This window comes from Psychrobacter sp. CMS30, assembly GCF_904846565.1.
Classification (GTDB): domain Bacteria; phylum Pseudomonadota; class Gammaproteobacteria; order Pseudomonadales; family Moraxellaceae; genus Psychrobacter; species Psychrobacter maritimus.
In genome coordinates, this window is record NZ_CAJHBF010000001.1 from 52,964 (window position 1) to 77,945 (window position 24,982).

General features: G+C 43.4%; 18 protein-coding genes. 11 read left to right on the forward strand and 7 right to left on the reverse strand.

What is annotated here, in order from left to right; genetic code table 11:
* Positions 1 to 19: 19 nt before the first annotated feature.
* Positions 20 to 1,060 (forward strand): aldo/keto reductase, encoded by a 1,041-nt coding sequence (locus tag JMX94_RS00230; RefSeq protein WP_201562189.1) that lies wholly within the window; start codon positions 20 to 22, stop codon positions 1,058 to 1,060.
* A gap of 171 nt (positions 1,061 to 1,231) precedes the next feature.
* Here JMX94_RS00230 and JMX94_RS00235 read toward each other — a convergent pair whose 3' ends face one another.
* On the reverse strand, positions 1,232 to 2,050 hold the full coding sequence (locus JMX94_RS00235; protein WP_201562191.1) for a 1-acyl-sn-glycerol-3-phosphate acyltransferase: 819 nt from the start codon (positions 2,048 to 2,050) through the stop codon (positions 1,232 to 1,234).
* A gap of 489 nt (positions 2,051 to 2,539) precedes the next feature.
* On the opposite strand from JMX94_RS00235, the gene hflX reads away from it, so the two are divergent.
* The 4 genes from hflX to JMX94_RS00255 all read left to right on the forward strand — a co-directional run bounded on the left by hflX (position 2,540) and on the right by JMX94_RS00255 (position 6,835).
* Positions 2,540 to 3,985, forward strand: a complete 1,446-nt coding sequence (gene hflX / locus JMX94_RS00240; protein WP_201562193.1) for a ribosome rescue GTPase HflX — start codon at positions 2,540 to 2,542, stop codon at positions 3,983 to 3,985.
* Between the two features lie 423 nt (positions 3,986 to 4,408).
* Positions 4,409 to 4,861: a CidA/LrgA family protein gene (locus JMX94_RS00245; RefSeq protein ID WP_201562195.1), complete on the forward strand. Its 453-nt coding sequence runs from the start codon at positions 4,409 to 4,411 to the stop codon at positions 4,859 to 4,861.
* Between the two features lie 22 nt (positions 4,862 to 4,883).
* Complete coding sequence (locus JMX94_RS00250) at positions 4,884 to 5,573, forward strand: LrgB family protein (protein ID WP_201562197.1); 690 nt, start codon at positions 4,884 to 4,886, stop codon at positions 5,571 to 5,573.
* Positions 5,574 to 6,022: 449 nt separating this feature from the next.
* Positions 6,023 to 6,835 (forward strand): lytic transglycosylase domain-containing protein, encoded by an 813-nt coding sequence (locus JMX94_RS00255; RefSeq protein WP_201562199.1) that lies wholly within the window; start codon positions 6,023 to 6,025, stop codon positions 6,833 to 6,835.
* Positions 6,836 to 6,974: 139 nt separating this feature from the next.
* On the opposite strand, the gene tsf is transcribed toward JMX94_RS00255, so the two are convergent.
* From tsf to JMX94_RS00280, 5 genes are all read right to left on the reverse strand, one after another.
* Positions 6,975 to 7,856 carry a translation elongation factor Ts gene (gene tsf, locus JMX94_RS00260; protein WP_201562201.1) on the reverse strand — a complete coding sequence of 294 codons (882 nt, stop codon included), beginning with the start codon at positions 7,854 to 7,856 and terminating at the stop codon, positions 6,975 to 6,977.
* A 364-nt stretch (positions 7,857 to 8,220) separates the two neighbouring features.
* Positions 8,221 to 9,027: a 30S ribosomal protein S2 gene (gene rpsB, locus JMX94_RS00265; protein WP_201562203.1), complete on the reverse strand. Its 807-nt coding sequence runs from the start codon at positions 9,025 to 9,027 to the stop codon at positions 8,221 to 8,223.
* Positions 9,028 to 9,339: 312 nt separating this feature from the next.
* A complete protein-coding gene (locus tag JMX94_RS00270) occupies positions 9,340 to 10,599 on the reverse strand; it encodes a multidrug effflux MFS transporter (RefSeq protein ID WP_201562204.1) in 1,260 nt (419 codons plus the stop codon).
* A gap of 264 nt (positions 10,600 to 10,863) precedes the next feature.
* On the reverse strand, positions 10,864 to 11,676 hold the full coding sequence (locus JMX94_RS00275; protein ID WP_201562206.1) for a crotonase/enoyl-CoA hydratase family protein: 813 nt from the start codon (positions 11,674 to 11,676) through the stop codon (positions 10,864 to 10,866).
* A gap of 181 nt (positions 11,677 to 11,857) precedes the next feature.
* Positions 11,858 to 15,367, reverse strand: a complete 3,510-nt coding sequence (locus JMX94_RS00280; protein WP_201562207.1) for an ATP-binding protein — start codon at positions 15,365 to 15,367, stop codon at positions 11,858 to 11,860.
* Between the two features lie 462 nt (positions 15,368 to 15,829).
* Here JMX94_RS00280 and cysM point away from each other — a divergent pair, with 462 nt between their 5' ends.
* The 6 genes from cysM (at position 15,830) to JMX94_RS00310 (ending at position 24,279) form a co-directional block, all read left to right on the forward strand.
* On the forward strand, positions 15,830 to 16,816 hold the full coding sequence (gene cysM, locus JMX94_RS00285; protein ID WP_201562209.1) for a cysteine synthase CysM: 987 nt from the start codon (positions 15,830 to 15,832) through the stop codon (positions 16,814 to 16,816).
* 144 nt (positions 16,817 to 16,960) lie between these two features.
* Positions 16,961 to 17,785, forward strand: coding sequence for a 3'-5' exonuclease (locus JMX94_RS00290; RefSeq protein ID WP_201562211.1), 825 nt, complete (start codon positions 16,961 to 16,963; stop codon positions 17,783 to 17,785).
* Between the two features lie 140 nt (positions 17,786 to 17,925).
* The gene (gene rlmD, locus JMX94_RS00295) at positions 17,926 to 19,467 is read left to right on the forward strand and encodes a 23S rRNA (uracil(1939)-C(5))-methyltransferase RlmD (protein ID WP_201562213.1); all 1,542 of its coding nucleotides are present in this window, start codon (positions 17,926 to 17,928) and stop codon (positions 19,465 to 19,467) included.
* A 437-nt stretch (positions 19,468 to 19,904) separates the two neighbouring features.
* Positions 19,905 to 22,457, forward strand: coding sequence for a bifunctional (p)ppGpp synthetase/guanosine-3',5'-bis(diphosphate) 3'-pyrophosphohydrolase (locus JMX94_RS00300; RefSeq protein WP_201562215.1), 2,553 nt, complete (start codon positions 19,905 to 19,907; stop codon positions 22,455 to 22,457).
* A 66-nt stretch (positions 22,458 to 22,523) separates the two neighbouring features.
* Complete coding sequence (gene mutM / locus JMX94_RS00305) at positions 22,524 to 23,510, forward strand: bifunctional DNA-formamidopyrimidine glycosylase/DNA-(apurinic or apyrimidinic site) lyase (RefSeq protein ID WP_201562217.1); 987 nt, start codon at positions 22,524 to 22,526, stop codon at positions 23,508 to 23,510.
* Positions 23,511 to 23,838: 328 nt separating this feature from the next.
* Complete coding sequence (locus JMX94_RS00310; RefSeq protein WP_201562219.1) at positions 23,839 to 24,279, forward strand: hypothetical protein; 441 nt, start codon at positions 23,839 to 23,841, stop codon at positions 24,277 to 24,279.
* 82 nt (positions 24,280 to 24,361) lie between these two features.
* On the opposite strand, the gene mscL is transcribed toward JMX94_RS00310, so the two are convergent.
* The gene (gene mscL / locus JMX94_RS00315; protein WP_201562221.1) at positions 24,362 to 24,817 is read right to left on the reverse strand and encodes a large conductance mechanosensitive channel protein MscL; all 456 of its coding nucleotides are present in this window, start codon (positions 24,815 to 24,817) and stop codon (positions 24,362 to 24,364) included.
* Positions 24,818 to 24,982 lie beyond the last annotated feature (165 nt).

The following is a 24,982-nucleotide window of genomic DNA, read 5'->3' on the forward strand; positions in this document are numbered from 1 at the left end:
AATCAAAAAGGACAGATACATGCAATATCAAACACTGCCGCAACTCAATGAAAAAGTTTCAAAAATTTGCTTAGGAACGATGACGTGGGGACAGCAAAATAGCGAAAGCGATGCGCATGCTCAGATGGACATGGCACTTAGTGCAGGCGTGAACTTTTGGGATACCGCTGAAATGTATCCATCACCGCCTGATAAAGACAAACAAGGCGATACCGAACGCTTTATGGGCACATGGTTTAACAAAACCAAACAGCGTAACAAGGTCATTCTTGCCAGTAAAATATCACCGATGAATTTTTTACGTGACGGTCAAACGCGTTTTAATGCCGTGCATATTAGTAGCGCTATCGATGGCAATCTTGAGCGCCTGCAGACAGACTATATTGATATTTATCAGCTACACTGGCCTGAGCGTCAAACCAATTATTTTAGCCAGCTCGGTTATACTGAAGAGATGGCAGCGCAGCCGCTAGATGACTTGACGCCTTTTTTAGAGACTATCCAAGCACTAAATGATGAGATTAAAAAAGGTCGCATTCGTGCTTATGGACTATCCAATGACACCGCTTGGGGTCTGATGCGCTATCTGTGGGAAGCGGAAAAAAATGTTTTAATCGCGCCTATCACGGTGCAAAATCCTTATAGTTTGCTAAACCGCGTATATGAAGTTGGCATGGCAGAGATTGCCCATCGTGAAAATGTCGGTTTACTTGCCTACTCGCCGCTCGGCTTTGGGGTATTGTCTGGTAAATATCTTGACGGTAAACGTCCTACTGGCGCGCGCCTGACGATGTATGATCGCTTTGCTCGTTATACCAATGAAGAAGCACTATCAGCCACCGCCAAATATGCCAAAATCGCAGCAGATGCTGGTTTGGATATGGCGCAAATGGCATTGGCCTTTGTCAATTCGCGCTCGTTTGTCACCAGTAATATCATCGGGGCGACCACCACTGAGCAGCTGCAATCCAATATTGATAGCATCAACTTAACTTTAAGCGCAGACGTCTTAGCTGCTATCGAAGCGGTACATACCCAGCATCCTAATCCGTCACCATAATTTTACGTGGTCATAGATTGATATTGTTCAGCTTTCAATAACCTGACGCTCAGGTATTGGTATAGCAAAGAAAAAGGCGCAAATCGTTAGTATTGACTACTAAGATTTGCGCCTTTTTTATGACTACTTTTTCTATTAAAGCTTTTCTATTTTAGACCGTTTGATGCTTGCTTATACTTTAGCTACTTTAGCTACTTTAGCTACTTTCGTTAATACGCGTGAGTGTAACTCCGCCAAACCTTCCTGCATATGCGCTTGTAATAAATCGGTCAGCTCACTTTTGCTCAAGCCTTTAGGATCTATCGGTTCAAGCGGTAAGACAAAAGCCGTCACATCTTTACTATCAAGCACCTTTTTTAAACTTTGTTTCATCGTCAGCTTACCGTAATAAGGTAACGCTTCACTCAAAGTGCCGTCCTTATTCACATAAGCAATCACTAGCGGGCGTACAGGAACGTCCGCATCTATCGCTGCTTGTAGCAAGGTGCCGTGGATACGCTTAATTTTTTTGCCATCGGTGGTGGTCGCTTCTGGAAAAAAGATAACCGAAAAGCCCTTGGTTAAAAAGGTAGCAATTTGGGCAGCGACCGTGCCAGCATCACCGGAACCACGCTCGATAAATACCGTCCCTGCGGCATGCGCCAACTTACCAAATATCGGCCAATCACCAATCTCAGCTTTTGATAAGAAAAAAGCAGGACTCAACGTACCCACTACCGGAATATCCATCCATGACACATGGTTAGAAACCCATAGACCATGGTGTTGCTCTACGCGCTCGACTGCCACGACCTGTACGCCAAAAGAACCTGCCATTTTTCGGCAAAACGCTTGAATATAGCGCGGCAGTTTTTCGCGTGGTGGCTGTTTAAAGGCACCAATACGTTGGGCGGCGCGTAGTCCGCCAGCGATAGTGGTGGTCATGCCAGCGATTTGTTTGCCGCGACCTAATTGCTGTTTGAGTGAAAAGCCTGACTTAGATTGGCTCATCTGTGTCCCTCGTGGTTAAAAACTTATTTATTAAAAAGCCTATTTATTAAAATAGCTTATATGGCTAAAAAGCTCATTGCTTAAAAAACGTATGATTATATCTCGTAAACAAGCGTCATGAGTATAACAAAATTTATTCATTCAGTGACGACTTGTACACTGAGTTATGAGTGGCTTTTGTTAATATTTTGCAATAGTTAGCTATCAGCTCATTTTTACGCCTCTCATTTTTACTTTACCACCGCTCGACAGATTAGCACGTTTAGAAAAGCCAACCTTGTCGTTAATAGCTTCTTTCCGAAAACCCTCATACTTTCATTATTAAAACATTTAATAATAAACGCTGTAACATAAAAGTATGGCTAATTGCCTTAATACGCTTTAATATCAAGTGATAAGACCACATATAGAGGGTCATACGAAGGCTATAGCGACGCTTAACAAACCGATATTAGCCATCTATTTACTTAATAACATAGGTGATACTCTTTGGATTATTTTGAAAGACATGAAGGTGGCGAGCGCGCCATTATAGTACATTTAGACATCCGCCAAATTCAAGATCCTGATGATCTAAATGAATTTGAGCTACTTGCAGATTCGGCTGGTGCCGATCGTTTGGCACTGGTCACAGGCTCACGTGCACGTCCTGATGCCAAATACTTCGTTGGTAGCGGTAAAGCACAAGAAATAGCAGAATTGGTACGCGAACACGACGCTGATATCGTCCTTTTTAATCACAATTTATCGCCATCACAAGAGCGTAATATTGAAGCTTTGGTACAATGCCGCGTCCTTGACCGTACAGGCTTAATTTTAGATATTTTTGCCCAGCGTGCCCGTACTTACGAAGGTAAGCTACAGGTTGAGCTTGCGCAGCTGAATCATTTATCGACACGTTTGGTACGTGGTTGGACGCATTTGGAGCGCCAAAAAGGTGGTATTGGTCTACGTGGACCGGGTGAAACCCAGCTTGAAACAGATCGCCGCTTATTACAAGTGCGTGTAACCCAGCTAAAAACCAAACTTGAAAAAGTACGCCAAACTCGTGCTCAAGGACGAGCGCGTAGGCAAAAATCAGACGTGCCGACTATCTCACTCGTCGGTTATACCAACGCGGGTAAATCTACCCTGTTTAATCGCTTGGTTGATGAAAACATTTACGCAGCGGACAAATTATTTGCCACCCTTGACCCGACCTTGCGCCGTTTAGACTGGCAAGGCGTCGGTCGCGTGGTTTTGGTCGATACCGTTGGTTTCGTTCGTCATCTGCCGCATGAACTGGTCGAGTCGTTCCATGCAACCTTAGAAGAGACGTTAGAAGCCGACTTACTACTGCATGTTATCGATTCGTCTAGTGAAGATATGCACGAGCAGATTCAAGCGGTAAAAGACGTACTTGCTGAAATCGACAACGATGTGCCTGTGCTCAACGTTTACAATAAAATTGATATCACTGATGAGCCTGCGCACATTGGCTATGCTAAGGAAGGTCAGCCAAATCGGGTTTATGTCTCTTCTCGCGAAAACTTAGGTATGGAAGAGCTGTCACTTGCTGTGCAGCAGCTATTAATGGGCACTTTGACCACCTTTGATTTGACCCTACCTTATAATGCGGGTCAATTTAAAAACACCTTGTATGAGCTTGGCGTGATTTTAGAAGAAAGCTATGATGATAATGGTCATGAATGTTTAACCATTCGTCTGCCAAGCGACAGGCTTAAGCAGCTATTAGGTCAAGCCAATTTAAAACCGTTAGATGTCTTGCCGTTGGCACAGGCAACATTGCTAATGCCGATACTTGAAGAGTTTGAACAGATTGATGAAGACATTAACACTGGAGAAGAAGAATCTTTAACGGCAGAAGAAGAAAATGCCTTTGCCGAGTTTGAAGCGTTAAATTCTGCGGCACAAGAATCTGATTCGCAGAGTTAAGCAGCTTTGCCTCAAACCATTTACTCTAAATGATATTTAAGAAAAGGACGCTATTATTTGATAGCGTCCTTTTTATATGCCCTGTGCTTAGTTACTGTTGTATGAGAGATTTAAAACTGCTTCATACCCTTATCATACCTGCAATCTACGCTTAGGCTTTATTAGTGCGCCTACTCTCTATATAATCAGGCTCTATGATTGCGTTAAAATGTTACATTTAAAAAGCAGCTGTTAGAATCTCTATGTTAAAACGCATCCGAAAAATAATACCAGTAACACTCAGTTGCTAAGTTGCGCAGTTATTAATACTACTAGCTATTGATGCAGTAGGATTTTTTATAGTCACAGCATTAAATGCTATGTACTTTTATTAGCTCCCATTTATACCTTCTCTTGTTATATTTTATTTGGCCAAAATTGCTTATGAAGCCTTCCTCTTCTTCGAACATACCCTTATGGATGGCGTTAATATTGACGCTGATACTGGTTGTGGTGGTTCGTGAATCCGCCGTTATTGTTTGCCAATGGGCCGGTATCGAAAAAGCCGCCAATATCGTTGGTCTGCTGACGATGTTTGTTATTTTGATGGTTTGGCGACTGGTAAAAGGGCTGCCCAGTTGGCTAACCCAAGCAAGTAACACCTTATTGGTTGATAGTGGCTTTGCTTTTTTGCCCGTTTCTGCCGGTGCAGGCTTGCTGCTATTCGCATTAGGCGATGAATTTTGGGGTGTGATGCTGACGATGATTATCAGTACACTTATCCCGCTTTGGGGACTGGCTATCCTTGCCAATCGCTCTCTTAATAACAGCGGCGATACAGACAATACGCTTAACGACAATCTGAATACGACCAACAAGCAGAAGGGACAGCATTAAGCTGTAGGGACGAGGCAATGTTATGAGTTTTGATAGTATGTTTACCGCAACCCTTGCTGCGATATTATTAACCTTGGTAGCGCACGTTATTGCCCGCGTCCTCGCACGCAAGCTGTCATGGTTGCCAATGGTCATCACCGCATTGGTATTAGTGCTGCTATTTTTGTTTATTTTGCAATGGGATTACAACCATTATTACAGCGTGGCAAAACCGGTATTCGATCACCTCCTAGGCTATGTGACGGTATTACTGGCCGTACCATTGGCAGCGATGAACTTTAAAGGCTTGCCGGTTAAAAAGCTCACCATGATTGTGGCGTTGGCGAGCGTGGTTGGCGCCTTGCTACCCATGTCGCTGGCCTATCTATTTTCACTGAGTAACGAGACCATCTTAGCATTTGCCACCCGTTCAGTGACCACACCGATTGGTCTCAGTGTGGCGGATTTGATTAAAGCGCCACTGGCGATGGCAAACCTGATTATCATTGTGTCAGGACTTATTGGTGGTACCCTAGCGCGCTTCTTATTTCGCGGTATTGACGATGACCGCGCCAAAGGCTTAGCACTTGGCTTAGCAGCGCATGCCTTTGGCACCGTAGAAGCGTGGCAAATCAGTCATACTGCTGGACGTTATGCCGCCTTTGGCTTGGCCGTTAATGGTTTGGTTACCGCTATTTGGGTACCTATCTTTATTAGTGCGTTATCGTCTTAAAATGATTTAAGTTAAATGTAAACACAAAGCCCATCATCCTTGATGGGCTTTGATTTTTAGCTAAATTATTCATATTTTATGGAATTTTTTACCGCCATTTCTTGATGGTCTTTACCACAAATATAAAGGCAAAAACCTCGCCATTATAAGCTACTGAGCAGCATCCCTTCTATTACCATCTTGATTTCATTCAAATTTTTTTACAAATTAAAATAGCTTTTGACTGCGCGTGCACGCATTCAGATGTGGCAAAAACTTATTTTGTGTTATAGTAAACAACTATTATTTTTTGTATCTATTGCAAGTGGTTTTGTTAGACGTGAATTCGTAGGTAGTTGCCATATTTGGTTACTATAAAATCCTACAGACGCGATAACCGCTTTGACGCGCGACCTGACGCGCTTATAGGCAAAGCAATTTGCTATTACTCGATAAAAAGTGATAACCCTATGATAAATATTGCACCTTTAATGACGCGCTGCTTGTCTCCCGTTTTACTGACGGCTATTGCCCTCTCTAGCCTCCCTATCGCCGCTCAAGCAGGCAATATGTATATCTACAAAGACAAAGGCGGACAAGTACTCCTTACCAACGTCAATCCTAGCGGTAATTTTGATAAATTTAACAAAAAAGTAAAAACCACCTATTATAAAGATTCTAACGCTTACAATGCCGGTAGCAATACTAATGCGGATTACGGTAGCAGCACTGCAAGTAGTAGCGGCAGCCGCAACTCCTATGACAGCTATATTCGTGCTTCAGCCGAGCGTCATGGCGTAGATCCTGCGCTGATGAAAGCTATGATGCATACCGAATCTGCCTTTAATCCCAATGCTCGCTCACCTGTCGGTGCCCAAGGTTTGATGCAGCTGATGCCAGCGACTGCCCGCCGCTTTAAGGTCAGTAATCCATGGAATCCTGCCGATAACATCGAAGGCTCAGCGAAATATATCGCTTGGCTGATGCGCCGCTTTAACAATAACGTTGAATTTGCCGTGGCTGGTTATAACGCTGGTGAAGGTAACGTCGATAAATATAATGGCATTCCACCGTTTAAAGAGACGCGTAATTATGTCAAAAGTGTGATGAGTCGTTATCATAGCCTATATAAAAATGATTCAGCGTTATCAGGCAAAACCATGAATGCCAATAATGCTACTAGTACCACTAACGGCAGTGGTATGCAAAATGTCAGTTATGGTACCAGTAGTAATACCAACAGTGCCAGTTACGCCAATTCTGCTTACTTAGCACTACGTTAATACTGATCATTAATATTTATACTCAGCATAGATAGCTTATCTTTTAAATCTTGCAGAAGTAAACAAACACAAAAAAGCCCGTTATATCAATAACGGGCTTTTTTACGATTTATACTGCTTGTTCTATATTACTTAAAGCTTACTTGCTAGCAGCTTGAGCGGCAGCAACTTCAGCAGCAAAGTCTTCTTGCTTCTTCTCGATGCCTTCACCAACTTCTAGACGTTTGAAATCAAGTACTTTTACGCCTTCAGCTTTTAATACGTCACCAACTTTTTTCTCATTGTCCATCACGTATGGTTGACGTAGTAACGTTACTTCGTCTAGGTACTTACGTAAGCCACCTTCGATCATTTTTTCAACGATGTTGTCAGGCTTGCCAGACTCTTTCGCTTTTGCTTCGATGATGTCTTTTTCGCGTGCTAATACATCAGCATCTACGCTTTCATCATCTACTGCAACAGGGTTGAATGCTGCAATGTGCATCGCAAGGTTTTTGCCAGTGTCTGCACTGCCGCCTTCATAAGATACAACCACACCGATACGTAGACCGTGACGATATGCAGCAATGTTTGCGCCTTCAAGTACTTCAACACGGCGGATTTGGATGTTCTCACCGATTTTTTGTACTAGAGATACACGTGCTTCTTCAACTGTTTGACCACCGCCATAAGGCAATGCAGAGATAGCTGCAACGTCAGTCTCATTGTTTTCTAGCGCGATGTTTGCGACTTTTTCTGCAAATGCAGTAAAGTTTTCATCTTTTGCAACGAAGTCAGTTTGGCAGTTAACTTCTAACAAGAATGCTTTGTTGTCACCTTGAGCGATAATGATAGCACCGTCAGCTGCGATGTTACCGGCTTTTTTAGCCGCTTTCGCTTGACCTGATTTACGTAGGTTATCAATGGCAGTTTCAACATCACCATTTGACTCTTCTAACGCTTTTTTACATTCCATCATGCCAAGACCAGTACGGTCGCGCAATTCTTTTACCATTTTGGCAGATACTTTTACTTCTGACATAAGAGTTACCTTTTATTATATACATGAATATTGTTATGTAGGGGTATGCTTAAAATCTATTCGATAACTTGATTAATATTAAGTAAACATTACTCTTAATATTAGACTTAAGCCTTAATAAAACCACTCATATTTAATGATTATTTATATCATCAAAAAAGCAATGTGGCTCGTATAGACGATAATACTCGCCCAATCATGACACGCTTATTAATTTTGACCATAAACCATTAAGAGCAAGGCATGACGAGTAAAACTACATCATGCCTTTTATGAGCTTATATGCTGTTAATAACCTTATATGAATGCTGATAAGATAACTATCAAGACACCGTTACAAAGTTAAACCTTAGCGGTCAGCGATTTATTCTGCTGGAGTTGCAGCAGCTTCTTCAGCTTTAGCTTCAACTGGCGCTTCTTCAGCAGCAGCAGCAGGTGCTTCTTGGTCAGCTTTGCCACCAGCTTGAGTTTGTGCGTATTCTTTACCAGCGATAATCGCATCGGCCATAGAAGTTACGTACAAAGTCACGGCACGGATAGCATCATCGTTAGCTGGGATGATGTAATCAACGTTATCTGGGTTAGAGTTAGTATCAACGATACCGATAACTGGAATACCTAGGTTTTTAGCTTCTTTGATAGCAATCGCTTCATGATCTACGTCTACAACGAAGATTGCGTCAGGTAGGCCGCCCATGTCTTTGATACCGCCTAGTGAACGCTCAAGTTTTTCCATGTCACGGGTACGCTCTAACGCTTCACGCTTAGTAAGCTTAGCGAAAGTACCGTCTTCTGCTTGTTTTTCTAGCTCTTTTAGACGGTTGATTGACTGGCGTAGTGTTTTCCAGTTAGTCAACATACCACCTAACCAGCGATGGTCAACGTATGGCATGCCAGCGCGAGCTGCTTGCTCAGCGATGATACCGCTTGCTGCGCGTTTAGTACCCACGAACAATACTTTGTTTTTCTTAGCAGCTAGGCCGTTTACGTAAGTCAATGCTTCGTTAAACGCTTTTACTGTGTGCTCTAAGTTGATGATGTGAATCTTGTTACGGGCACCAAAAATATATGGACCCATTTTTGGATTCCAAAAACGTGTTTGGTGACCAAAGTGAGCGCCGGCTTGTAGTAAGTCGCGCATTTCGATTTTGGTTGGATTCTTTGTAGCCATGTTAAATGTCCTGTTGGTTGGGTTATGCCTCCACATCACAAAAACTGCCTATCTAGCGACACGCATCTGCCCTTGTTAATGCTCATCAATAGCGCATTAAGCCAATAGTAACTTTGGGCAAATTAATCAAGTCGCCAAACACCCAGCAATTTTTTGCCATGATGTGTGTGTCATTGGTTGATGGGTTGGTTTAAAAAATGAGCTATGATTTGAACGTAAAGAATAATACTAAATGCTAAAAAATAGCTGGGCTGTATTTTATCATATAAGTGAGAGTGACTTCTACTATTATTATATCGCGCTGTTGCTCAACTACTCCGCATTATCCAAATTCAAATTACGGTCTATTTGCCAAATTAAATAAGTACCAAGACTCATCAGCGCAAACATCGCGATACCGATTTTCAATACCGGATTAACGGGGAATAAGTTTAATAATAAGCCGCCGAAGATACCAACCGAAAACATCAACGAGCCTTGTAGAGCACTTGCCATACCAGCGCGGCGTTTTTGGAAAGCGAGCGCAATCGCCGATGCGTTTGGCTGCGTCAAACCCAAACCGGCAATACAGAAGAAAATACAGGCCAAGACCAACGGCAACCATGCATCGGTACCAAAGATTAGCCCTATCCCAAACAGTGCCCCAGCCGAGATAACTTGCATCATCGCACCAAAACGCAGAATACTCAAAATGCGGAAACGATTGGTCAGCCATTGATTAAGTTGGGTTAAACCCACAAACCCTGCCGCATTCATGCCAAACAACCAACCGAAATGTGTCGCTGACATGCCGTAGGTATCCATGATTAATTCAGAAGCAGAACTAATATAGACAAACATCGCCCCCATCAATAGTCCGCCACCAATCGCTGGATAATTAAAAGTCGGATCCTTTAATAAATCCCAATATTGGCTCAATACTTCTTTGGCAGGACGAACGTTACGGTTTTCTTCGGTGAGCGTTTCAAAAAAGAAAAACTTGGTGAGTAATAAGTTTAGCGTGCCAAAGGCCGCCAAAAACCAAAAGATAGAATGCCAACTAAAGAATTGTAAAAATATAGCACCCAATGACGGCGCTAATATCGGCGCTAAACCCATCACCAATATCATGATAGAAAAGGCTTTCGCTGTTTGCTTGGCAGTCAGGCGATCACGAATGGCAGCACGGGTAACAACCGCACCAACACAAGCACCAAGCGCTTGCAACGTACGACCAACAAACAATACGTATTCATTATCGGTGGTGGCACAAATAATCGAGGCAATCACATATAAAGTCATGCCGATATATAAAGGTTTGACGCGTCCAACGCGATCACTAAATGGACCATAAAACAGCTGACCAAATACCAAACCGACAAAATAAGCTGGAACGGAGTTGGCCATAAACGCAGTCGAGACACCAAAATCCTCTGCCATCGATGGTAATGCAGGCAAATACATATCAATCGATAATGGCCCGACTGCAACGATAAGCCCAAGCATCATAATCCATGCAACAGGCAAATCGGCAGAGCGCACTCGGTCAGCAGCATTCGGTTTATTAGGCAGGGAGGATTTTGGAGCAGACATAATTAGACCATATGATAGAGTGATTATTATTTTATTATTGATGCCTGATTTGTTTTGTAATTTTAATAAGCTTTTATTTTAAACCAAGCTTTGTTAAAAATGACTTCTACAAACAATCATGCCTACTGACAGGCAGTGACGCAAGCAGTCTAGAAAAACAGATAATGCTATATTGCACTATCTGCTTGTAATTCAATAGACGCTTGATGTGAATAAAACAAACCTGTGTAACTAAAACAATCTATCAAGACATGGCTAATTTTTCTAACGGAATTGACGTTTGCCAAAAGCGGTACTGGCTTGTTTGGCTTTTCTAAGCGCCAGTTTACGATTGCGACCAAACATCATTTTTAACTGCCAAACTTTTTCTTTATATAATGTCGTGGCTGGCTGCTGGAACATCGCATTGATAACGCGCTTACTTGCTAGCACCGCATCGGGTGAGCGCTCAGCAAACTCAGCGGCAAGCTTTTGCGCCTGCTCAAGTGGCGTCTCACTACAATGGCTGACCAAACCAAGCGCTTTGCCTTCCTCGGCATTCACGGTACGAGCCGTCATTGCCAGCTCCTTTAAGATATCAGCGCGTACGACACCAAACCCTGATTGCGTCAAACCCATGTCAGGTACGAGCCCCCACTTGGCTTCCATAATAGACAATTTGCATTCAGGATGGCTAATACGCACATCACAAGCCAGCGCCAGTTGTAAGCCTGCACCAATACAATAGCCTTCTAAAACCGCAATCACTGGCACGGGCACATCACGCCAAACCAAGCAGACGCGTTGAAATAGGCTTTGCCAAGGTTTAATAAGCTCCCATAGCGCAAAGGCTTGGTTTTTGGGGTGGTTTAAATCGCCTAAATCGATACCGGCACAAAACGTGCCTTCAGCGCCATTAAGAATCACTGCGCGTATACTTTTATCTTTACTGATACGACCGGCGACCGCTATCAACTCTTCGACCACTTTAAAACTCATGGCGTTCTTTTTTTCCGGTCGATTAATAGTCACCGTTAATATATTGTCATTGGCGCTGACTTGTAATGTCTCATACTGGTAAGTGGCAATAGCGTGCATAATCATCCTTAATAATAAATAAAACAAATGTAATGGTTGGTGCTCAGATTAATATTAACAGCCTTGCTTCAACCCTTCCTTATCAATAACTGACTGCTAGGGTATCGTTTATCGTCAAGACCATCCAAGTTCTATCTCAACTCTAGCTCAGTTTTGCCTCAGCCCTATAAAACCAGCTGCCTTAAATCATTTTCCACGTCATATCATTTTCACTTAGACGGTGATAATTAAGCTGCGGATAAGCAGATAAATCCAGTGTTTGTAAGTTATTTAACGCGGTCAATAGTGCTTCATAATAAGGCTCAAGCATCGCAAATTGAGCGGGCGTGGTATGTTGAATATTCAACAAGCATTTATCCTCTAAATCTTGGCTGGCTTGACGTAACTGCGGCACGCCCGTATAGCGACTGCCGCCTAAGATACGATGGGCAATTTGCGCAAGCGCACTGCGGTTGCGACTCTCCCATGCCTGCATCAACGCTTGCTTTTCATCATTAATGGTATCGAGCATCATAATAATCAGCTTGGCAGCCAAATCGGGTTTATTGGCTGAACGCGTCAACGCATCTTGCCAATTTAAAATCTCCGAGGTATCAAGAGTATTTATCCCCAAGTTCGTATTACTTTGCCCTTGCGTTGTTTCTACATTTTGCTCATCTTTAGCACTCTCTGTCATTTGATAGGGCGGATAAACCAATGGTGCTTGCCCCTGCCCTTGATAGCGCAAATTCTCATAGCGTGGCTTTTCATAGCGTGGCTTCTCGTAACGTGGTTGGGTTTCGCGCGGTGTTTCGCGTCTATAATCTTCACGCGGCTGACTGTCACGCAAATAGTCGTCACGGATTTTTTTGAGCGATAAAGGTCGGGTGATTTTTGCTGGACTGATCGCGTCAGCATCTCTATGAGAATCAGCATCGCGATGACTATCATCCCCTTTAACCATTGGATAAGTCGGCGCTGTCAGACCTGTATACGCCGTTAAAGAATCTTGCGTTAATGTATTGTTAAAATTAGAACTTGGTAAATCCAAGCTGGGCGAATTTTCAGCGTGTAAATCATCATTAGTAAGGGCGGCTATTGGCGGCACTGAAGTGGTACGGCCAAGCCATTTTTGTAGCACTTGTAATAATTGTGGCTGGCTAATAGGCTTACCAACATAATCATTCATGCCGCTAGCAATCAGCTTCTCGCGCTCATCAGCTAAGCCATGAGCGGTCAAGGCAATAATGGGAATATGATGATCAGGGGTTTCGATATTACGGATTTGCCGCGCTGCTTCATGTCCCGACATACGCGGCATTTGAATATCCATAAATATCAAATCGATACTGTTTTTGTGCGCTGTATTGCCTTTATCATCTGTCGTAGCATCGTCAAGATGTAATGAATTAACCGCTGATTTACTGACATCATCGCGGGCTTCAGCCTTAGATATTTGGGTCTTTTTCGACAGACTTTGTTTTTCAGTTTTAGCGGTTTTGATATGTTTGGTTTGCTGTTTACTGATGATTTCTATCGCATCAAAACCACTACTGGCGGTAATCACATGGATACCAAGCTCACTTAATAGCGCATCCAGCACCAGTAAGTTTGGCAGATGATCGTCGACGGCTAAGACGGTAACGCCCTTCCAGCGCGGCTCTTGAACGCCACTCGGAGCACTACGTTTTTGCGTATCAAGCATCGCATAGAGCTGCCTTTTATCTAGTGGCTCATACAAAATATTGGCATGATAACGATTAAGCAGTGCTTGGTCAGCGGCCACTTGATAGCCAAATACTGCCAGCTTACCCTGATAATGCAGGCGAATCTGTTTGAGCAGCGCCATCATATCGTCTTGGGTATCATCATCCACGATGACCCAATCCCAATAGTTGCCGCGCTCTTTGAGTGATTCAAGTACGCCCGGTAAAGAGTTGGCTTGGGTCAGGGTAATCGGTAAATGTTGTAAGCTGGCTTTCAGCACCTGTATCGATGCCGTATGATTGATCCAAACGAGCACATTAAACTCGTCCGTATCGCTGGCAAGTGGCGCGAGCACGGGCAACTCAATCGTTTGCCCAGTCGCCGCTTCCAAGACATCGACATGGGCTGGCATCCGAAACCAAAACGTTGCCCCTTGGTTAGAGATATTTTCTTGCACATTGTCATAAAAGCCAATATCACCGCCCATCAGCCGCGTTAATTGCTTGGAGATGACCAGACCCAAGCCGGTACCGCCATATTGACGCGTAATTGATGGATCGCCTTGGCTAAAGCTTTGAAAGAGCATTTTTTGGTCAGATAATGAAATCCCTTTACCGCTATCTTGCACGCTAATCATTAAGTAATTGTCACGATGATCGTCTAAGCTAACGCGAACGACCACATCGCCGCTATCGGTGAATTTAATGGCATTACCGACGATATTGGTCAGTACTTGTTTAAGGCGCAAGGCATCGCCATTGATACGCATCGGCACGTCGTTATAAAACAACACCGCCATGCGCAGCCCTTTTTCTGCAGAAACCGGCGATAGCATATCGACTACATCATAAATGGTGTCATAAAGGTCAAACTCGTGACGGTCAAGTACCAGTTTACCCGCTTCAATCTTGGAGAAATCCAATACATCATTCACGAGTGCCAATAAATGCGCCGACGATTTACGGATGGTTTGTACATACAAATCTTGTTCAGGATTGAGCTCGCCGTGCCGCGCCAGCAAATTAATAAAACCATCGATACTGTTTAAGGGTGTACGTAATTCATGACTGATATTGGCCAAAAACGCCGATTTTGCTTGGCTGGTTGAGATTGCCGCATCACGGGCATTACGGATAGAGATGTTTTGCATTTCCATCTCATCAAATGCCAAACGCAAATCATCCTCAGTTTGCTCGGCGTGATCTTTCAAATCTTGGAAGCTGGCGTGTAGACGGCGTAAGGTCTTGACCAAATCTTGCTGTAATAAATTCAACTCACCATTCGATTCAACCGGAATAGGCTGATAAAGATTGTCTACATGGGTACGTTGTAATTGCAAACGCAGCTCGTAAATCGGCGCAATCCAACGTTTTGAATAGATATTTAAGCTTAACAATAAAATTAAAATGGTAAATAAGCCGGTAATCGCCAGCGCCATGGCAATACGATAACGGGCGATATAAAGCGGCTCGTTATCCATATCGACCATCAGCCACACTTGCTGCCCGTCAAACTCACCCAAAGTACTGCCGTAAGCTGTGCCAATAGGCGTGGGCTTTTGCGATAAAAAGCGCTCTGATGCATCTATCAGTGGCCACGCCTCATCGATACCATAGCCGACGCTTGCCAATACTTCATTGTTTTGATTGATAATGGCAATACGTTGGACATGCTGCTCCGACTGCATGCGCCCGAGCCTATCTTGAATACCTTCTAACGTCGCTATCGCTGCTTGTGACTTAGTATCGGTCTTGCTTTTACCGTCGCCTGTTTCTGCTTGCTGCTTTTCTTGCTCTAATAGTTCAGGGACGAGCTCCGCAATCGCCGGCGTATAACGAATCAGCACCGCCTCTGCCAATACTTCTTGTTCAGAATTACTGGCGCGCATGGTTTCATAAAACACCAAAATGCCACCCACCGCTGCCAATAAACAAATCGGCAAAAACACCAATATAATCAGCTGACCATAAGCGCTACTGGTATCAAAACGTTTTTTGTAAGCCATGCTGGGTTTACTCTCCACTGATATTGGTGACAGATATTATTGGTGATAGATATTGTACGATGCGATTATGTGTTAATAATTGGCTAAGCACTAACGGCAAGCCAGCAATTATAGCTTGAGATTATCTTAGCAGGATTCTATCAGAGGCGGTTAGCCATTCATTGACTCATCTTCATTAACCAATGCTTATTAAGCAAGCGTTATTGCTCAACAAGCCGCGCCTAATATTTATGCTTAATAACTTATACATTAATGTAAAGACACAAGGTTATAAACAAATAAGCTATCCTCAATAAAAATTTATGCATTAAGCGCAGCTGAAAACAAAATGATATAATGACGCAACTTTTTATTGCGTCACCCTCAATACCTGATAGTCATGAAGTACTGGCCTGTTAATGTCTTAGTATCTATCATTTAAACAGCGCCTATTAAAAACTTAATAATTAATAAGGATACCTTATGTCCGCTACGGCCCAGTCAAACGCCAATTTTATTACGCAAATCACTGACCTTGCCGATTGCGTAGGTCAGACGCCATTGGTTAAATTGCATCGTCTGCCTGAGCAAGAGCAGATTGCCAATGGGGCCGTGGTACTTGCAAAGCTTGAAGGTAATAACCCCGCCGGTTCGGTAAAAGACCGTCCAGCGTTTAATATGATTTATCAGGCTGAGCTGCGCGGTGATATTAAGCCGGGCGATATGCTGATTGAAGCCACCAGCGGCAATACCGGTATAGCTTTAGCGATGGTTGCGGCGATGCGCGGTTATCCGATGACCTTATTAATGCCAACCAAATCGACCCAAGAGCGTAAAGATGCCATGACCGCTTACGGCGCGACGCTAATCGAAGTCGACGAAGGTATGGAGGCGGCACGCGATATGGCGCTGCAGATGCAAGCGGATGGTAAGGGTATCGTCCTAGACCAATTTAATAACCCTGATAATAAACAAGCGCATTATCTCACCACCGGTCCTGAGCTATGGGCGCAAACGGACGGTAAAATCACTCACTTTATCAGCTCTATGGGCACCACCGGCACCATCACTGGGGTGGCGCAATATCTTAAAGAGCAAAACCCTGATGTTAAAATCATCGGTTTGCAGCCTGATGAAGAAGCGTCTATCGCCGGTATTCGCCGCTGGCCTGCTGCTTACATGCCGGGTATTTTTGAAGCCGACTTGATTGATGACATCATGGATGTCGATCAGCATATCGCCGAAGTCTATATGCGCAAATTGGCCAAAACCGAAGGCATTTTTGCTGGCGTATCTTCAGGCGCAGCCGCTTGGGCAGCCGTCGAAGTCGCAAAAGAAAATCCAGACGCGGTTATTGCCTTTATCGTTTGTGATCGCGGCGATCGTTATTTATCGACCGGCTTATATAATGTTATCGACAACGATGCTGACGACAGTAACGTGAAAGACAATGTAGATAGTGAAAAATAAAAAGTACGCAGTAGAAAGTTAGAAATAGAATGTACGCACAATGCAGCAGCATAAGCTCATAAATCATAAGCTCATAAATCATAAGCTCAGCAATGATAATTTTATCAGTCATCAACCAAAGCCAATAGTTAGGTAGGATTATTTATGTCAAACGCTCTTTCGTCCAAACCTATCTTGGTCTTTGATATTGAGACGGTTGCCGATACCGAGGCTGCCCGCCGTATTTACCCGCAATTGGCCGAGCTAAACGATGCCGATGCCTTAAGCGCGTTGACGGCGCTGCGACTCCAAGAAGCGGGACATGACTTTATGCGTTTGCCGCTGCAGCGTATTGTCTGTATTTCTGCCCTTTATATTAAAGACGGTCAATTTTCCCTGTTTTCTTTGACGGCAGATAAGTTTAGCGAAAAAGACATACTGAGCAAATTTTTCCGTGCATTCAGTGACCTTGAAAAGCTGCCGCAGCTGATTAGTTGGAACGGCTCAGGCTTTGATATCCCGGTGCTTATTTATCGCGCGATGCAGTATGACTTGGCAGCGCCGTGGTTATTTGAAGAAGGCGAGCGTATCAAAAACATGCGCTTTGATAACTATGTTAATCGTTTCCATACTCGCCATCTTGATTTGATGGACAGATTTAGCCAATACGGTGCCAGCCGCCGCGAAGCCATGGATGTCGTTGCCAGTCTTTATGGCTTACCTGGTAAAACCGATGTCGATGGTAGCATGGTTGGCGATCTGGTCAGCAATGGTGATTGGCAAACGTTGTCAATATATTGCGAATCCGATGTGATGAATACTTGGCTGATATATCTGCGTTGGTTACGTTTGACTGGTCAATTATCCTCACCGGATTTTGATGCGTGGCAACAGCAAAGCCGTGATTATTTGGCAAATTACACCCAAGCAGATGGCAGCCCACGTCATCATGAGTTTATTGCTGATTGGTCATCTGCGCCTGCACCATAGCAGACATTTTTATATAACGGACGTATTTATAAAAGCTTCTTTATAAAGACGGCTGTTTTAACAATTAACGTCTCACCCTCATTTATCGTTATTTATCATTTATTATTTATTACTTACTATTTATTATTTAAGGCAGGTTTATGCAACCCACCGATTCAAAAAACTCTACCATCTTAGATACCAGCCAACAGCCTAACGAGACTCAGACCATTACTATTCCGCCAAGTAAGAAAAAATCTAAGCCGTCATCAAAAACGCGTCGCCGTTTAAAAGATGCTGAGCCACTACCTTTTAATATCGATGGCTTGTCACATGATGGTCGCGGCGTTGCGGTATACGGCAATGGCTTTGGTGAAGCTGATGGTCATATCGAAGATAAGCATGGCAAAAAGATTTTTGTCAGCTTTGCGCTACCGGGTGAAAGCGCCTTAGTCAAAATTACCAATAGCCGTACCAGCTTTGAAGAAGGTGATGCAGTGAGCATTACTGCCAATCCAAACCCTGAGCGCGCCGTACCGCCCTGCCCGCATTTTGGCGTCTGCGGTGGCTGTAATCTGCAGCATTGGCAGCCAGAGGGTCAAATCAACTTTAAGCAATCTGTGCTTGCTGAGATGCTTATCCATCAAGCCAATGTCGAACCGGAACATTGGCTAGCGCCTGTGGTCGGTGATCGCTTAGGTTACCGTACCAAAGCGCGATTGGGCGTTCGTTATGTCGCCAAAAAAGAAACCGCTTTGGTTGGTTTCCGTGAGCGCTCAAGCAACTTTTTAGCAGAGTTAAATGAGTGTCATATCTTAGACCCACGGATTGGTTTTGAGATTGAAAATTTAAAAGCACTTATTAGCACGCTCGAGAGCCGTGACAAAATTGCCCAGCTTGAACTGGCTATGGGCGAAGCGATGCCTGAGCTACCTGATGGCAATCAGCCGGTTGCGCTTATCGTGCGTAATTTAGCGCCATTATCAGATGCTGATATTGAGAAGCTAAAAACGTTTTTCGCAGCGCGCAATTGGCAGTTATATTTACAGTCAAAAGGTGCCGATAGCATTCAGCGTATTGCTTTGACGGAGAATGACGATATGAGTGAGCAGTTTGGGCGCTTATATTATCAATTACCAGAGTATGATTTGACGTTTGAGTTTATCCCAACGGACTTTACCCAAGTCAATTTATCGGTAAACCGTCAAATGACCAAGCTTGCATGTGATTTATTAGACCTAAAAGCGGGCGAACGCGTGCTAGATTTATTCAGTGGTTTGGGCAACTTTAGCTTACCACTAGCGCGTTTAGTCGGCGAAACAGGCTCGGTGGTCGGCGTTGAAGGCAGTGAAGCCATGACTGCCCGTGCTGCTGACAATGCTCGTCGCAACGGCATTAATAACACTGAGTTTTATAGCCAAGATTTAACCCAAGATTGCACCGATAAACCTTGGGCCAATCAGGGCTTTGATGCGTTACTCATTGACCCACCGCGTTCGGGCGCTTGGGAGATTATGCAGTATCTGCCGAAATTTAACGCCGAACGTATTGTCTATGTCTCTTGTAACCCTGCTACCCTCGCCCGCGATACCAAAGCCTTGTTAGAGCAAGGCTATCGTTTGACGCATGCAGGCGTGATGGATATGTTCTGTCATACCGGTCACGTTGAGTCAATCGCGCGCTTTGAAAAAGTTTCAGCTTAGCACTTGCTTTAAGCGACTAATCTTTTAGAGCATGGCTCTTTAAGCGTGGTTTTTCGAGCATGGCTTTTTAAGTGTGACATTTTAAGAAACATAACGCTCATTTTTAACCGCATCGCTTTATGCAAAAACGGATTAAGCGATAAGGTTAATAATGCTGTATGTTATCAACACCGACATGATCATTACAGAGCCTTGCTTGATTTGTCATTGCAAAATGAGATAATAATAACCAATATATTGAGGCCTTCTTAATCGAGATATCATGAGTCTTGGTACTCATGGCTCTATATGTTATTTATCTCTATCATTTTATAGCTGCTAGAAAAGGATTTTTAGCGGCTGAATTGATTTATCGCTGTTATTTGCCTATCGCAAAATTTAAGTCTGCATGGTAAATGAAGCACTAATCAATTTTGAATAGCTAAGAGGAGTGGGCTATGGTAAAAATTCGTGAAGGATTACCGCTGGTAGATGGACAAACCACGCAAGCCGATAGCGCAACATTGGCAGCTCAACTGGTCGCGAGCCAACGCTCGCACCAGTCTGCTAATAGCTATGCCCAAATTCCACTCGATATCAAACATCAGCTTGCTACTCACAAGCTGCACACCACTTTTGATCGCTCTGCTCAGTATGCTTATCATAGCCATGACCCGAATCTTAAAGATGAGTATTTGAAAAATCAGCTTCTTGATGACAGCTCTACGCTTTCAGAAAAAGAGCTTGAAGCGATTGATTTAGATCAAATAAATATCGACGTCCCCACTTGGCTTGATAATGTCGCCAAGCGTATCGGTCAAGAGTCTGTACCCAATCTTGCCGCTGCTTGCGAGTTTATCCGCAGTCACATGAATACCAGTGAATCTGAGCGCTCAGGCGCTTACGTCACCGGTATTGCGATGACCGATATTTTGACTTACCTATATCAAGATGAAGATGCGCTCGTTGCAGCGATGCTCTATCGCAGCGCCCGTAAATCGATTATCAGCTTAGCTGAAATTGAAAAAAAATTCGGCGCTGATATCTCAACCTTGGTCAAAGATACCTTGGCGATGGGTAAGCTGTCCGAGATTATCGAAAGCAATAAGCGCTTAGAAGATCATTTTGTTAATAATCAGCGTGATCAGCTATCGAATATTTATAGCATGCTTATCTCCGTTACCAATGATGTGCGCGTCGTGCTGATTAAGTTGGCTGAGCGGACCTTTGCCATGCGCGAATTGACCTTTTCTAGTGAAGAGCGGCAACACCGTGTCGCGCGCGAGGTCATGACTATTTATGCGCCATTGGCTCATAGGCTTGGTATTGCCCAATTAAAATGGGAGCTTGAAGATTTAGCGTTCCGCTATCTTGCTCCTGAGCGCTATAAAGAGATTGCTCGGCTATTATCAGAAAAACGTAGCGAACGTGAGTCTTACATTCAGCGTGTACAAGATAAGCTCAATGCAGCCTTAGCAGAAGCCGGTATCGAAGCCGAGGTTTCAGGACGCGTTAAGCATATCTACTCTATTTACCGAAAAATGAAGCTCAAAGGCTTGTCCTTTGATCAGCTTTATGACATTCGGGCGCTGCGCGTTTTGGTCACCAATCCTTCGGATTGCTATCACGTTTTGGGATTGGTACATGGTTTATGGCGCTATATCCCTGAGCAGTTCGACGACTATATTACCAACCCAAAATCTAACGGTTATCGCTCACTACATACGGCGGTCATTGCCGAAAATAAATCGCTTGAAGTACAAATTCGTACGCATGAGATGCATTTTGAAGCCGAGCTTGGCATGTGCGCGCACGTCAACTACAAAGAAGGCTTGAAAAATAAAAAGGATAATTACCTTAACCAAAGAATCAGCTCATTACGGCAACTGCTTTCTATCAATAATGAGACGCGCAATCAGCCGCGTTCAGCATTATTAACCGGCGAAGAATTAGAAGAAATCGAGTTTGACGAAGAAGAGCAATTGGTTGATTTTGACGAGCTCGAGCGTATTTATATCTTTAGTCGTGATGGCGATATCACTGAGCTGCCAAAAGGCGCGACGGTACTGGATTTTGCTTATTATGTACACACGCAAGTTGGTAACCGTGCCCAAGCGGCGCGTGTCAATCAGCGTTATGTGCCACTGACTTATCAGTTAAAGACGGGCGAACAAGTAGAGATTATTACCAAAGCCTCGCGTGAGCCGAACCGCGATTGGCTGGTCGCCTCGCTTGGTTATATTCATACCAACCGCGCGCGCTCAAAACTGCGTCAATGGTTTAATAAGCAAGACCGCGATAAGAATATTGAGATAGGTCGTCAAATGCTTAGTAAAGAGCTTGAGCGTTTATCAGTCCATCCAAATAGTATCGATTTAAACGACTATACGCAGCATTTTAATGTCAATAATACCGATGACATTGTCGTCGGCTTGGTGACCGGTGATATTGGTCTTAACCAGCTGACCAGTCATATTTCTCGTCAGCTCCATCTAGAGCCGGAAAGGCCGGAAGATGACTTTACCCCTAGCATTGACACTAGAGATGCAGGGAAACTCGATGCCTATAAAATTCATATCGATGGTTTGGATAATATCGAGATTAACCTAGCAGGCTGCTGTCATCCCGTCCACGGTGAACCTATCGCAGGCTATATTACTTTGTCACGCGGCGTCAGCGTCCATAATCGCGGCTGCCCTGAATATCTACGCTTGATCGAGCGCGACCCTGAACGCGAAATTGATGCCGCTTGGACGGTTAAATCGGGTCGTTATCAACCGGTAGATATTCATGTAGAAGCTTATGATAGACGCGGGTTACTGCGCGATTTGACCCAAATTATTGATAAAGAAAACGTCAATATTCGTCAAGTTGAAACGTTAAGCAATGATGACAATATCGCCTTTTTAAAGTTTCATATTGAAGTCTCGGGGCTGGCCCATTTATCCAAACTACTGGCCAAACTTGAACAGCAGCATGGTATTTTACATGCGCGCCGTGCGGTTGCTTGATTATTAAGGCAGCACAATTTTCCAAGAACACCTTTAATCCATAATAGAGTTTTCATAAGAAATACTATGCCTGAGTTACCCGAAGTAGAAACCACCAAAACCAGCCTTACGCCGTTATTAGGTCAGCAAGTCACCAATGTCAAAGTCTTCCAACCAAAACTACGCTGGTCGATGCCTGATGATTTGACTCAACTGGTTGATTACACTTTGGATAGCGTCGAGCGCCGAGCAAAGTATTTAATTCTGAATTTTATACCCGTAATTTCTGCGAACACCAGCGCCTCTATCCAACCTGAGAACTTAGCCCCGCGGCAACTGTTGATTCATCTGGGTATGTCAGGTAGCTTACAGCAACACAGCTATGGCACTGATAAGCGTAAACACGATCATTTGGTGGTGACTTTTAGCGGCACTGATGATAGCCAAACACAGCTACATTATTATGATCCAAGGCGCTTTGGCTCGGTGTTATGGTTTGATGATTATGGCCCTAAGCTACTAAATCATTTGGGTCCTGAGCCATTATCAGCAGAATTTACCGCTGATTATTTATATCATTTAATTCAACGCTCAAATAATCCAAATCCAACCCCTAATGATAGTAACGTTAATCACAGCAGCAATAATCAAAGCAACCCTAAAAAAGCGACGGCCAATAAAACATCTAACAAGCAACCAATCAAACGCGCCATTAAATCCGTTATTATGGAGCAACAAATCGTCGTCGGTGTTGGCAATATTTATGCGACTGAAAGTCTTTATTTATCAAGCATTCATCCTGCAACGCCCGCTCACCAAGTTTCCTATGAGCAAATAGTTATTTTGGTTGACCATATCAAAGTAATTTTAAAAAAGGCGATAACTCTTGGCGGTTCCACCTTACGGGATTTTACCGTTGCTAGCGGCCAAACAGGTTATTTTCAGCAAACCTTAAATGTCTACGGCAGACAAGGTGAAACTTGTCCACACTGTGATACACTATTAGAAAATATTAAGCTTAATGGACGTGCCAGTGTTTTTTGCCCCGCCTGTCAGCCAATCAATAGTAAATAATCCCTGCTTAATAAGCCTATAGACCTCTAAGGCAATATCAATGCTCAGTTACTTTAAACCGCTTATTTATAGTCCTGCCTATACTCATTTAGCATGACTCATCATAAAAAATGCTCTGCTAATACAGATATCCTGCGCATTTTTGTTGCTTATTAGCCTACATCTTGCTTTAATAGTGCTAATATTTACATAAATAGTGCAAACCGTTTATGTATCTGTAATATTAAGAATAACTATCGTTGTCGCCTTATTTCTATAGGGAATTTGTCTCTGTGTGGAAATAGCAGCAGCTATTAATCATACTACTTATGAGTTTTAGGATATTATTATGAGTGCTCCAGCTAACATGAAACGCACCGCTAAATATAAGTTACTGACCATGATGGCAAGCGTAAGCTTAATTTTTGCTAGCATGCAACCCGCTTTAGCAGCGATAGAAATTGATGAAACTGATTTTGGCCCTTCTTACGAGACCATGGCAGTAGACACGATTGTCGGTAAACCACTACAATTGGTAGCTGCGGTAGCGGGAACTGCCGCCTATATCGTAAGCTTACCCTTCTCGCTGATGGGAGGCAATGCAGATCAAGCACAGCAAAAGTTATTCGTTGAGCCATGGGATGCGATGGGACGCTGCTTAGGCTGTACGGTTGCTGAAGACAATTACTATAAATCACAAGTTGTTGACAATAATGTCGTGCGTATTGTTGTCGATCGTCCTTCAGAGATTCTAATTAATACCAATGACTATGTAGTAGTTACGCCATAAGTTATAAGCATCGAGCTTATCAATCGACAATAAAAAAGGCTAACTTCTCGTTAGCCTTTTTTATTATAGTAAATAAATGATATTATTTTGTAATGTGAGTATTGCTAAGCTTAGCACTAATCTCACGAAGCAATTGCACCTCTTCTGACGGCTCTTCTATTGCTTCTTCTATTGCTTCTTCTACCTCGTCTTCACGGCGTAATCTATTCACCATTTTTACCATCATAAAGATAATAAACGCTAAAATCAGGAAGTTAATCAATACAGTGATAAAACTACCATAGGCCAATACTGGCACACCTGCCTCTTTAAGCGCATCGTAAGTCATGCCAACGCCTTCAGGTGCGTCACCTAACATGAAAAACATATTTTTAAAGTTGATTTCGCCGCCAGCAATAAAAGCGACGATAGGCATAATAATGTCTTCAACTAAAGAGGTCGTGATGGTCGCAAAAGCGCCGCCAATGATGACACCGACCGCTAGGTCCATCACATTACCTTTTATAGCAAATTCTTTAAACTCAGATACCATACTCATAATGTCACTCCTCAAAAGTCTTATCTATGGTCAGATAAACCTATGCTCAGATAAACAGCCGAATAGTTAATCTCATTTAGAGACCGTCTCTTAAAAACCGTCTCTTAAAAATCACCTCTTAAAAATCAAGTTTTAAGGGCAGCGTATTAAAAATGACGTAAGCAA